The sequence below is a fragment of the Pseudarthrobacter quantipunctorum genome (assembly GCF_045291495.1).
Classification (GTDB): domain Bacteria; phylum Actinomycetota; class Actinomycetes; order Actinomycetales; family Micrococcaceae; genus Arthrobacter; species Arthrobacter quantipunctorum.
In genome coordinates, this window is record NZ_CP148033.1 from 792,089 (window position 1) to 804,265 (window position 12,177).

A 12,177-nucleotide genomic window follows, 5' to 3' on the forward strand; every position below is an offset into this window, starting at 1 on the left:
GTGACTCAGCCGCCCTGCGTGACTCCTGTGTCCGGCAGTGCCAGCGGGCGCCAGTCGGCGATGATCCCGGTGGCTTCGTAGGACAGCTTGATGTTGACGTTGTAACTGCCGGGCCGCTTGAGGTCCGGCACCCAGATCTCGGCAACACTGGCATCGTGGGGCGTGGCCCCCACCACCCTGTAGGCCAGGTTTTCGGCCTGCCAGGTGAGGGGAACATCCAGGCCGTCCAGGGACCAGGTCAGGAGCAGGGGGACACCGGCCAATCCCTGGAGGTCAACCCTGACGGCCAGGGTCCAGCCCTGCGGATCCTCGCCCTGCGGGCCGGTGGTCGCCTCCACCTCCTGCAGCGCCTCGGCCAGCCTCTCAGCCACCTGCTCCGGCGGAACGGGTTCTCCCTTTTCGTTGACGGTTTCGACCACCCTGGAGCGGATTGAGTATTCGCGGGCGGGAGGCGGGATGTGCTGCATCGCCTGCTGATTCGACACATCGAAAACGTACTCATCGGTCACGGGCGGGAGGAGCCGGAGGAGCGCCATGGAGGGGTCGGGGGAGAAGGTCAGGTTGCCGGCGGGCGTGGTGCTCAGGGTAGGCGACGGACTGCCCGTCCTCGTGGAGGTGCCGGTGGGCGTGGGACTGGGCGCCGCCGTCGTACGTGTGGGAGTAGGCAGCGGCGTAGGGGGCGGTGCCGGCGTGAACGTCAGGAAGGTGGGCCGCGGGACCGGCCGCACGGTGGGCAGTGGACGCATGGTGAACTGTTCCAGGCCCGTGAATTGTGGCGTGGCCACTGCGTCCCCGCGGTCCGGCGGCGCGGCCTGGAGGAATCCCGCCCCGGCCAGCCCGCCGTCGTCGTGAATCCGCCCAGCGGACGCAGCCTCAGGAACGGGGGTCAGGGGCAGGAGCTTCCCGATCCCCTCAGAAGCGAAACTGCTCAGCAGCGTGCGCTTGATGATGTGGATGGATTCGATCCTGGCCAGGTCGTCGTCCGGCGGCGGGAAGATCCTGTCCCAGAGGTTCAGCACGCCCAGGACAGCGGCCGCCAGCGCACCCGCGGCGATGATGAACGTTGACGCGCGCTTGTACCAGGGAGGTTTGGCTGACGGTTTATGTTTCCTGACCACGCCATCACCTCCCACCACAGCAAGCAGAACCCCCGGCCCGTTACTGCGGCGTTACTGCCGCGCCGGAACTGCTGAGGCATAAGGGCCGGCACCGAACTACTGCAACGCCTCGAACGGGGCCTGGGCGGACTTGGCTGACGTTTCGCCGGTCACGGTGATTGCGGTTTGGAAGCCGGGGAGGGCGTTTTTTGGAACCGTTATGGTGGCAGAGAATGCCCCTTGGCCATCAACCTTGATTTGGGTAACGAGCGTTGCGTGAACATAAATTGCCACGGTTTCTTCCGGATAGAAGCTTGTGCCGCTGACCAGGACGCTTTGACCGGCCCGGGCCTGGTTGGGAGCGATCTCGATGTGGGCGGTTTCTTCGACCTGCTGCCTGATCAAGTCAGCACGTTGACGGGATTCCTCAGCCGCTGACCTATTCGCCGCTGTGTCCGCACTGCTTTCGGCAATTTTCAAGCAGTCAGAGACAATCTGGAGGGCGACCACAGTGTTCTCTTCCTGGGTCTGTTTGTACGCGGCCTCCACAGACGCGTCGGCTATCACCTTGAAGGTTCCGCCAAGTTTTCCGCTCAATTCGGTTGTCAGATCGAAGCCGCGTCCCTTGGTGCATTCGATGTAGGTGATGGCGACGGTGTCCAGGCACACGTTGTTGTAGGGCCGCTGGCTGCCGCTGCAGCTGGGTGATGACGGACAGGCCACCAGCAGGGGGCTGATCGCAAAGAGGCCCAACAAGATTGCGGCCGGGCGGGTATGTCGGCTCATCGGCCCCACATCTCCTTCCGCTGTTCGGTGTCCATCCTCCCGACGGGCGTCGCCTAATGATCAGGGAGCTCTAATCGTGGCCCCGACGCGTTACACCTGCGTTACACCCTCACGCGCGGCCTCAGCGGCACGGATGCCGGAGCAGGAACGCACGACGGCGGCACGCACCGGGCGCAGGTAGGTGATGGAGCGTCCGGGGAAAGTCCGCATCGAGTGAGAGAGCGTCAGGGGAAAGGGCGCATCAAGTGAGAGAGCGTCGGGGGAAAGTCCGCATCGAGTGAGAGAGCGTCAGCGAAAAGGGCGCATCGAGTGAGAGAGCGTCGCAAGGGGGACGACGGCGGCGCGCACCTTCCCAGCGCGTGGCACCTTCCCGACGCTTGACGGGCCCTCGGGCTTCCGCATATCCTGAACGAACGGTCGGTAAATAATTCCGCACGTCCCAGACGGTCTTTGCATAGGAGCAACCATGGCAGCCCAGAACTTGCAGTCAGTGCCGGTCGACCTAACGGCTGGAACCAGCGACACGGCAGAGGCGGACGGCCAGGCCAACTTTGACCGCGTCATCGCCGAGGACTCCCGGATCGAGCCCAAGGACTGGATGCCGCCGGCCTACCGCAAGACCCTCCTGCGCCAGATCTCCCAGCACGCCCACTCGGAGATCATCGGCATGCAGCCGGAAGCCAACTGGATCTCCCGCGCCCCCAGCCTGAAGCGCAAGGCCATCCTCATGGCCAAGGTCCAGGACGAGGCCGGCCACGGGCTGTACCTCTACTCCGCCGCCGAGACCCTGGGCCAGAACCGGGACGAGATGACGGACGCGCTGATCGCCGGCAAGGCCCGCTACTCCAGCATCTTCAACTACCCGGCGCTCACCTGGGCGGACATGGGTGCCATCGGCTGGCTGGTGGACGGCGCCGCCATCTGCAACCAGGTCCCGCTGTGCCGCGCCTCCTACGGCCCCTACGGCCGGGCCATGGTGCGCATCTGCAAGGAGGAGTCGTTCCACCAGCGCCAGGGCTTCGAGATCCTGCTGGAGCTCTCCAACGGCACCCCCGCCCAGAAGCAGATGGCCCAGGACGCCGTGAACCGCTGGTACGCCCCGGCCCTGATGATGTTCGGCCCGCCGGATGACGATTCCCCCAACTCCAAGCAGTCCATGGCCTGGAACATCAAGCGCTTCAGCAACGATGAGCTCCGCAGCCGCTTCGTGGGCATGATGGTGGAGCAGGTCCGGGTCCTGGGCCTCACCCTCCCGGATGACCAGATCCGCTTCAACGAGGACACCAAAAAGTGGGAGCACGGCCCGCTGGACTGGGACGAGTTCCACGAGGTCCTGGCCGGCCGCGGCCCCTGCAACTCCCAGCGCCTTGAGCGCCGCAGGCAGGCGCACGACGACGGCGCCTGGGTCCGCGAGGCAGCGGCAGCCTATGCACAGAAACAGTCAATGAAGACGAAGGAATACGCAGCATGAGCCCCCACGGGAACCCGGAAGCACCCGCCAGCTCCGCCACCGAGATCAACCGCGAAGCCCCCAAGGCATCCCCCAAGCCGCAGGAACACACGGACCACGCCTGGGGCCTCTGGGAGGTCTTCGTCCGGTCCAGCCGCGGCCTGAGCCACGTCCACGCCGGCTCCCTGCACGCACCGGATGCCGCCATGGCCCTGCGAAACGCCCGGGACCTCTACACCCGCCGCAACGAGGGCGTGTCCATCTGGGTTGTCCCCGCTGACGCCATCGCCGCCAGCGATCCCGATTCCAAGGGCGCGTTCTTCGAGTCCCCCCAGGGCAAGGACTACCGCCACGCCACGTACTACACCAAGAGCGAAGGGGTGAAGCACCTGTGAGCGAAGCCAACGCCTCCGCAACAAGAATCACCCCCGGCAACGCCCTCCGCCCCGAGGACATCGCACTGGAGGTCCGCACCGGCCTCGCGAAGCCAACCGAAGACATCGCCGAATATGCCCTCAGGCTGGGCGACGACGCCCTGATCCTGGCCCAGCGCCTGGGCCACTGGATCTCCCGCGCCCCCGAGCTGGAGGAGGACATCGCCCTGGGCAACATCGCCCTGGACGAACTGGGCCACGCCCGCTCCTTCCTCAGCTACGCCGGCGGCGCCATGATGAACGACGACGGTTCGGCCAGGTCTGAGGATGACCTCGCCTATTTCCGGCGCGAGCATGAGTTCCGCAGCGTGCAGCTGTTCGAGCAGCCCAACGGGGACTTCGCGGCCACCATCGCCCGCCAGTTCGTGGTGAGCTACTACCAGTTCCTGCTCTACAGCCGCCTCACCGAATCGAAGGACGCCACCCTGGCCGCCATCGCCGCCAAGGCCGTGAAGGAAGTGGACTACCACCGCGACCACGCCGCCCAGTGGGTGCTGCGCCTGGCCGGCGGAACCGAGGAATCCCGCAAACGCATGATTCACGGCTTCCGCATCATGTGGCCCTACGTGGAGGAACTCTTCCGCGACGACGCCCTGACGGAACGGCTCGCGGAGGCGGGCATCGCCGTCGCGCCTTCCTCGCTCAGGGAGGACTTTGACCGGCTCACCGGCGAAATCCTGACAGAAGCTGAACTCGATGTGCCGGACGTTCCCGCAGCACCCGGCGGCGGCCGGCAGGGCAGGCACTCCGAGCACCTGGGCTACATCCTGGCCGAGATGCAGGTGCTGGCCCGCGAGCATCCCGGAGCGAAGTGGTGACGGCCGCCATGTACATCTCGGACTTTGAATCCAGGACGGCAACGCCGCGGCAGAAGGCCTGGGACATCGCGGCCACCGTGGTGGACCCGGAGATTCCCGTGCTGAGCATCGCGGACCTGGGGATCCTGCGGGACGTCGAGGTGAGAGACGGCAAGGTCAAGGTCACCATCACCCCCACGTACTCGGGCTGCCCGGCCATGGACGCCATCCGGGACGACGTCAAAACCGCCTTCGCCAAGGAGGGCTACCAGGACGTCGAGGTGGACCTGGTGCTCTCCCCGGCGTGGACCACGGACTGGATGACCGAGCAGGGCAAGCAGAAGCTGCAGGAGTACGGCATCGCCCCGCCCACGGGCAAGTCCCATGCCGCAAGGCACGCTGGCCCCATCCGCCTCACTATGGCCGTCAAGTGCCCGCAGTGCGCCAGCCTGAACACCAAGGAACTCACCCGCTTCGGCTCCACCTCCTGCAAGGCGCTGTACGTCTGCCAGGACTGCAAGGAACCGTTCGACTACTTCAAAGTGCTGTAAGGAAGCCCCATGCCTGTTGTCCGCCAGACTGCCGCCGAGGAGGCGCAGGCCACCGGCCGCCGTCGTCCGTCCTTTCACACCCTGGCCGTGAAGGAGGTGCGCCGGCTCACCGATGACGCCATCGAGGTGTCCTTCCACGTGCCCGCGGAGCTCGCCGGCCAGTTCGACTACCTGCCCGGCCAGTACGTGGCGCTGCGCACCACGCTGCCGGACGAGTCCGGCGAGCCCAAGGAAATCCGCCGCAGCTACTCCATCTGCGCAGAGCCGCGCAGTTTCGAGGACGGCACCAGCGAGATCCGCGTGGCCATCAAGAAGGACCTGGGCGGGCTGTTCTCCACCTGGGCCAACGCCGAGCTGAAGGCCGGGGACACGCTCGACGTCATGAGCCCCATGGGCGCGTTCGTGTCCCGGCACGGCCGGGACGGCCAAGCCGTGGAGCAGAACCGGATGAACTCCATGAACAACCCGGAGGAGCTGGCGGGGGATGTCGCCTCCCAGGGGGAAGCGAGCTTCGTGGCCATCGCGGCCGGCTCAGGCATCACCCCGGTGATCGCGATCGCCCGCACGCTGCTGGCCGCCAACCCGGAGTGCCGGTTCGATCTCATCTACGCCAACAAGGCCGCCATGGACGTGATGTTCCTGGAGGAGCTCGCGGACCTGAAGGACAAGTACCCGCAGCGGCTGGCCATCCACCACGTGCTCTCCCGCGAGCAGCGGATCGCGCCGCTGCTCTCCGGCAGGATCGATTCGGAGAAGCTGCAGCAGCTGCTGGGCACCGCCATCCACGCGGACGATGTGGACGAGTGGTTCCTGTGCGGGCCGTTCGAGCTGGTGCAGCTGTGCCGGGACACCCTGGCCGAGCGCGGCGTGAAGCCGGAGAACGTCCGGTTCGAACTCTTCACGTCCGGCAAGCCGGACAAACCTGAAGGCAACGCCGGCCGTCCCGTGCTGGTGGACGAGTCCAAGGAGACGTACAAGATCACGTTCAAGCTGGACGGCCTGCAGGGCGAGGTGGCCAGCCCCACCCACGCCCGCGAGTCCATCCTCAACGCCGCGCTGCGGGTCCGCCCGGACGTGCCGTTCGCGTGCGCCGGGGGAGTGTGCGGCACGTGCCGGGCCAAGGTGGTCACCGGCAGCGTGACCATGGACGAAAACTACGCGCTGGAGCAGGATGAGCTGGACAAGGGGTACGTGCTGACCTGCCAGAGCCACCCCACCAGCAAGGAAGTCACGGTCGACTTCGACGTCTAAGTTTCCGGTCCCATCCAAGGAGTTCCATGATTTCGCTTTCCATCAACAATGCCGTTGCCGAGGTGGTGCTGGATGCGCCGCACAAGCTGAACTCGCTGGATGAGCAGGCGCTGAAGGATCTAGCACAGGCGTACGACGACGCTGCTGCCGCCGCCTCGCGCGGTGAGGTGCGGGCACTGCTGCTTCGGGGAGAGGGCCGCGCCTTCTGCGCGGGCCGTGACATCCAGAACGTGACGCCGGAGAGCGACGACGCCGCCGCGTACCTGGGCGGGCTGGTGGAGCCGCTGCTGAAGAAGATGGCAGCGTTCCCTGCGCCGACGTTCGCGGCCGCCCACGGTGCGTGCCTGGGCGTGGGGCTGGGGCTGCTGCTGGCCACGGACGTGGTGTACGTGGCGGAGAACGCCAAGTTCGGATCACCGTTCGCCAAGCTGGGTGCCACGCTGGACTCGGGCGGGCACTGGTACTTCACCGAGCGGCTGGGCATGCACCGGACACTGGACCTGATCTACACGGCGGACCTGATTTCCGGGGCCGAGGCCGTGGCGCAGGGGATGTTCAGCCGGGCCATGCCGGCGGATGCGTTGTTGGCCACCACGCGGGGGATCGTGGACCGCGTGGCTTCGGGCGCCACCGGCGCGTTTGTGGCCAGCAAGGAGCTGGTGGCGCACATCCGGGACCAGCGGCTGGGCCTGTGGCAGGCCATGCAGGAGGAGAACGCCGAGCAGGCACGCCTCTGCACAACGGACGATTATGCCGAGGGTTTCCGGGCTTTCCAGGAAAAGCGCGAGCCGAAATTCATGGGCGGGAAATTGCCTTTGTAGCGCCGGAACCTTGGACTCATAATCCAGCCCCCTCCGACGTCCCGGTTCCCCCGCCTGCCGCCTTCCATCGAAGTTCCGCGCCCCCATGCCCCCGCATGACTAAACCGCAGCCTTCGTCTAGATCAGATCTTGAGCCGAATTTGCCGGTTGCTTGTGGGAACTTTTGGTTACGTTGGAAAGAGTAGGCGAAGCCGGGAAAACACGGCTAATGCACGCTGCCAGCCTTTATCGGAATTGGCGGCAGCTTACGTCTACATGGGGGCACATTGTCTGGGGTTTTGAATTCTGGGGTCATTGACAGCGAAGAAAAAAGTTTCAGCCGTCGGCGGGTAGTCGCGGGTGTGGCGTGGTCGCTGCCGGTAATCGCCACCGCCATCGCTGCCCCGGCTGCTGCCGCATCACCAGGACCGTCTGCGCCCGTTCCCGCGGCGGTCACCGTAGGGCCTGTCGGGCCAGCGCCTGCCGCGGGAAGTTCTGGCCAACTGACTGTCCAAGCGCCGACGGTGTTCGATATACAAACAGGAACGGCGTTTACCGGGTCGTCCGTCTCCTACACGATCACGATTACTGTCGACAAATCAGAGCAGAATTCAAAGGTCGGAATTGCTTCTGCTTCGCCGGGGACGGGCAACGCGCTGCCTGTTCAACAGGGTGATAAGGCTACGACCTTTACTGGAACGTTGACCACCACCCCAGGCGATCATGCCCTCCGTGTCGAACTCGGCGGGTTCAGCTATACCAAGCCGAATAAGTCCGGAACATATACGTACAGATTCGATTTGATGGTAACAATCGGCGGGGCCTCTCTACCGGGAAATTCAATCCTGACCGTCACGTTCCCATGATCTGGAACCACACCGCTCTGGTGGCTGAAGTCCGAACCGACGGCACCAATCGGGTTGCCCTGCTCCATCTGGACGCCAACCAGCCCATCGTGTTGGAGGGCACAGCTGCAGCCATCTGGGACCTGATCGACGGCCAGCGGAACGAGCAGGACATCGTCGCCGAGCTTGAGGCCACCTTTGAGGATCCATCGGGGCAAATGCAGTCCCAAGTGCTGGGCTTCCTGGCCAGCCTGGAAGCCCAGCGCCTGATTGAGGCTTCACCAAACACTTCGCTTTAGCAGCTTCAATTCCGGGGGGAATCATGGGCAAGGCACGAATGGCGTGGGCGCCAGGCAAGTTTGAGGAATTGCCGGACGGCAGCGATCTGCTGTGCGTGGATGTGCTCGGGACGCAGTTCACTGTCCGGTGGGGCCGGGGGGTTCCCCTGGAGCAGCAGGAAATCATGAGCTCGGCCTGGGCCCGGTGCGCCAGCACCGAGGAGCCTTTGGCACCGCCGCCGGTGGACCCCACCGACGCCCAGCCGTTTTCTGCTTCAGTAACGTATCGGTCGCGAAATGACGACGCCGGCACTTTCCGGCTGGAGGCAGCCTCCTTTGAGGAGTTGGCTGAGAACCTTACGTCCCGGCTGACCGTGGCCGCCATCCTGGCCAATGCCGGCGTACTCACAATGCTTCACGCCTGTGGAGTGGCTGACCCTGCCACGGGGGCGGTGGTTGCCCTCGTGGCAAAGTCGGGGACGGGTAAAACCACCGCAGCCTCGATGCTGGCCCGGAGATACGGGTATGTCACGGATGAAACCGTCGCCATAAGCCCGGACGGTTCAGTGGTGCCGTATCCCAAGCCCTTGTCTGTCAAACAGGGGCAGGGCAAGGCCAAACGCCAGCTGGGACCGGACGAGCTAAAACTCCTGCCGGCCCCGGCCAAGCCCTTCATCCAGTCGATCGTCCTGCTGAACCGCGTTGAAAGTGCCCACCCAATAGCTCCGGAGTTGGAGCGGGTGCCGCTGGCCGATGCCCTGCTCGCTTTGATTCCAGACTCATCCTCTCAGGCAGAGTTTGCGGAGCCCCTGCAGTCGCTGTGCCGCCTGATCGACACTGTCGGGGGAGTGTGGCAGGTGACCTACTCGGAAGCTGCCGACCTGCCGGCGGCACTGGAGCCGTTGTTCCAGCCGCAGCCCAAGGCGGAGCCGGAATGGGAAGCCGGCCCAACAGACGAAGTACAGCCCGGCCACATCTCGGACGGCTGGGTGCGGCGCACAGCAGCGAAAGATGTCGTAAGCATCGGCAGCGATCTGCTGGTGATGCTGGACAGCGAGATCGTGAGGCTCAGCGGGATCGGTCCGGCCATCTGGGCAGCATCCGCCAGCCCAGTCCCGCTGGTCCAGCTTGCTGAGGACGTCGGCAGGGTGCACGGAACTCCGGAAGGGTACCGGCACGCCGTCGCGGCAGCCACAGCGCAACTTATCCAGAAATCCGTCTTAACCAAGGGCAGCGCGTAGCCGCCCAATCGGGAGACCACCCCATGCAGCATCCCGGCAGCAAAGTCCGGGAAACCGAAGAACTCGAATCTAAGGACGCACCATGAGCAAAACAGCAGCCACGGCGGAAGCGCCCCCCGGCCTGGACCTGGCGGACTACCTCCGCATCCTTCGGGTGTACTGGAAGGCAATTGTCGCCTTCACCCTGCTGGCCACCGTGACCGCGGGCGGCTGGACCGTCCTCCAGCCCAAAATCTACTCCTCGGATTCCAGCGGCATTGTGGTAACGCCGGGCTCGGACAACGTGAGCCTGTCTCTCGCCGGGGACAGCCTGGCGAAGGCCAAGGTCAAGAACTACGAGTCTGTGGCAAAGTCGCGGCTCGTGGCGGACCGCGTCATCTCCTCCCTGGAGCTGAAAACCACTGCCGACGCCCTGCTCGGCGCCATCAGCGTGAAGGTCCCCCTGGACACCGCGGAAATCCGGGTAACTGCCGAGTCTACTGACCCCGCCACCGCACAACGCGTGGCCGATGCCTGGGTCAACGGCCTCGCTGCCCAGGTAGAAGCGATCGAAACTGCTCCACCCGCAGACCCAGCCGCTGGTCCCGGCGCCGCCGTAACGCCTGAATCCACGATTGTCTCTGCAACGGCTGTCCGGGTGCTTCCGCTGGGCAAGGCAGTCCTCCCCACCAGCCCCACCTCACCCAATACCAAGCTCAACTTGCTGCTGGGGGCCCTCGTCGGCTTGGCTTTCGGGGTCGCGTACGCGGTGCTCCGTCGTCACCTTGACCGACGCATCCGCAAGGCCGCCGACGTAGAGCTGCTCTTCGGTGTTCCGGTAGTCGGCACCCTGCCTGTGGACCATCGCCTGGATGAAAAAAGCACCATCCTGGACGCCGGCACCGCCGCGCAAGTCCACGACGCGGGGGGAGCGATGGCCGAGGCCCTCAGGGAACTGCGCACCAACCTTAGCTTCCTTGATGTGGACCAGCCGCCGCGGATCATCGTGGTTACCAGCTCGGTGCAGACGGAAGGCAAATCTACTGTCACGGCCAATCTCGCGGTCACCATGGCAGCCGCTGGCCAAAACGTCGTAGTGGTCGACGGCGACCTCCGCCGGCCCACGCTGGTGGATGTTTTCAACCTTGTACCGGGAGCCGGTGTCACGGACGTACTGACCGGCACGGCTGAGTTGGCGGACGTCCTCCAGCCCTGGGGTGCGTTGCCGAATCTCTTCGTCCTTGGTTCAGGCCGCATCCCGCCGAACCCCAGTGAGCTGCTCGGGTCTCGGGCTATGGAGAAGATGCTGAAGGCCTTGGCCGAAGACGCTGTTGTTCTCATCGATGCACCGCCGCTGCTACCGGTGACGGACGCTGCTGTCCTTTCCCGCGTTGCCGACGGTGCGATTGTGGTGATACGGGCAGGGAAGACTACCCAGGAGCAATTGGAGCAATCGCTGGGCAATCTCGAGAAGGTAAAGGGACGGATACTGGGCGCGGTCCTCAACTGCGTGCCGACGCGGGGAACGGACGCCTACTCGTACTACGGAACGTACACCTCCACGCTCAGTCCCGCGTCACAAGCTGAAACCCGGTCACCAGGCCGTGAGCGGCGTATCGAAGACGAGAGCGCATTTGAAGCCGCGCTAAGCGGGCGCAGGGCCAAGGACTAGGTGCTTCCAATGACAGGCAGTGATATTAGAACGCGTCTTAGCACTCCCGAGGGCGTGCTCCTGGGCCACGCCCTCGTGTCCCGTGTGGCGGACAGACTGGGTATCAGGGCCTTCTTTATCAAGGGACCGGCAAGTGCGGTCCAGGGGCTACGCCTGCCCAAAACCTCCCGCGACGTTGACGTTTTTGTGGCTCCCCACAATCTGGAAAAGATGCTGCAAGGACTCCGGGAGCGGGGCTGGCGGGAACGCCCTGTGGATCCTGAAAACAGGGCTTTCCCCAAGCACTCCGTTACGCTCCATCACCCCGAGTGGCCATGTTGCATTGACGTCCACTTCAGGTTCCCCGGCATGGAAACTCCGGCAGCTGAGTGTTTCGACGTCATGTTCGCGAACACTGAGACGCTTGACCTTGCAGGACAGAAAGTGCGCGTACCGTCGAAGGCCCTGGGAATCCTGATTCTGGCGCTCCATGCCCTCCGGTCAGCCCAACTGCCTGCATGTCGGCAGGAGCTCGAGTTTCTTGCCCAGGTCACGCGGTGCCAATCGCATGCGCCCGCTGTACTGGAGTCAGCCACAGCCACTGGCTCCCTGGCCGCCGGGCGCCCCTTTCTCGAAGCCCTGCTCCCCAAAGATGCGGCAGTGGAGTGGCCACAGCCATCCAGGGAATGGCATAACCGGTTAGTAGCCAAGGAACCGGGAAGCGCCCATCTCATCGCCATTGTTCAGGCTCCATGGCAGGACAAACCAAGAATGTTGTGGCATGGTGCTTTCCCGCCCCAGGAGGCTTTCCTCAGCGCAAACATCTACGCGGACATGTCCTTGCGCGGACGGTTCCTGCAGCACCGTGCCAGGTGGGCTCGCTTCCTGCGTTCCGCTCCTCGGTCCTCGCGGTTACTCTGTGGCATCGCACGCACCGAGCGTCCCAAGGCTTCACAAGGAGTCCGCCAGCCACGCTTTACATGTGGAAAATTGCTATCTCCCGCCCGGGATTTGTAG

General features: G+C 64.8%; 12 protein-coding genes. 10 read left to right on the forward strand and 2 right to left on the reverse strand.

Going from position 1 to position 12,177, the window contains the following annotated elements; translation table 11 throughout:
* Positions 1-5 precede the first annotated feature (5 nt).
* Entirely contained in the window at positions 6-1,118 is a 1,113-nt protein-coding gene (locus tag WHH00_RS03660; protein ID WP_406636622.1) for a hypothetical protein, read from the reverse strand.
* A gap of 96 nt (positions 1,119-1,214) precedes the next feature.
* The gene (locus tag WHH00_RS03665; RefSeq protein WP_406636624.1) at positions 1,215-1,883 is read right to left on the reverse strand and encodes a hypothetical protein; all 669 of its coding nucleotides are present in this window, start codon (positions 1,881-1,883) and stop codon (positions 1,215-1,217) included.
* 466 nt (positions 1,884-2,349) lie between these two features.
* Between WHH00_RS03665 and paaA the strand changes: the two genes are divergently transcribed.
* From paaA to WHH00_RS03715, 10 genes are all read left to right on the forward strand, one after another.
* Positions 2,350-3,354 carry a 1,2-phenylacetyl-CoA epoxidase subunit PaaA gene (paaA, locus tag WHH00_RS03670; RefSeq protein ID WP_406636626.1) on the forward strand — a complete coding sequence of 335 codons (1,005 nt, stop codon included), beginning with the start codon at positions 2,350-2,352 and terminating at the stop codon, positions 3,352-3,354.
* Positions 3,351-3,728 (forward strand): 1,2-phenylacetyl-CoA epoxidase subunit PaaB, encoded by a 378-nt coding sequence (gene paaB / locus WHH00_RS03675; protein ID WP_104184541.1) that lies wholly within the window; start codon positions 3,351-3,353, stop codon positions 3,726-3,728. Before paaA ends, paaB begins: the two co-directional genes overlap by 4 nt.
* Positions 3,725-4,585, forward strand: a complete 861-nt coding sequence (paaC, locus tag WHH00_RS03680) for a 1,2-phenylacetyl-CoA epoxidase subunit PaaC (protein WP_406636629.1) — start codon at positions 3,725-3,727, stop codon at positions 4,583-4,585. The genes paaB and paaC overlap by 4 nt, the downstream gene beginning before the upstream one ends.
* An 8-nt stretch (positions 4,586-4,593) precedes the next feature.
* Positions 4,594-5,115: a 1,2-phenylacetyl-CoA epoxidase subunit PaaD gene (paaD, locus tag WHH00_RS03685; protein ID WP_406638484.1), complete on the forward strand. Its 522-nt coding sequence runs from the start codon at positions 4,594-4,596 to the stop codon at positions 5,113-5,115.
* Between the two features lie 9 nt (positions 5,116-5,124).
* Positions 5,125-6,366 (forward strand): 1,2-phenylacetyl-CoA epoxidase subunit PaaE, encoded by a 1,242-nt coding sequence (gene paaE, locus WHH00_RS03690; protein WP_188727063.1) that lies wholly within the window; start codon positions 5,125-5,127, stop codon positions 6,364-6,366.
* Between the two features lie 26 nt (positions 6,367-6,392).
* Positions 6,393-7,187 (forward strand): enoyl-CoA hydratase/isomerase family protein, encoded by a 795-nt coding sequence (locus WHH00_RS03695; RefSeq protein ID WP_406636631.1) that lies wholly within the window; start codon positions 6,393-6,395, stop codon positions 7,185-7,187.
* Between the two features lie 865 nt (positions 7,188-8,052).
* Positions 8,053-8,310 (forward strand): PqqD family protein, encoded by a 258-nt coding sequence (locus WHH00_RS03700; protein ID WP_406636633.1) that lies wholly within the window; start codon positions 8,053-8,055, stop codon positions 8,308-8,310.
* Between the two features lie 23 nt (positions 8,311-8,333).
* Positions 8,334-9,530, forward strand: coding sequence for an ATP-binding protein (locus tag WHH00_RS03705; protein WP_406636635.1), 1,197 nt, complete (start codon positions 8,334-8,336; stop codon positions 9,528-9,530).
* Positions 9,531-9,612: 82 nt separating this feature from the next.
* The gene (locus WHH00_RS03710) at positions 9,613-11,181 is read left to right on the forward strand and encodes a polysaccharide biosynthesis tyrosine autokinase (protein WP_406636637.1); all 1,569 of its coding nucleotides are present in this window, start codon (positions 9,613-9,615) and stop codon (positions 11,179-11,181) included.
* 9 nt (positions 11,182-11,190) lie between these two features.
* Positions 11,191-12,177, forward strand: a complete 987-nt coding sequence (locus WHH00_RS03715) for a nucleotidyltransferase family protein (protein ID WP_406636639.1) — start codon at positions 11,191-11,193, stop codon at positions 12,175-12,177.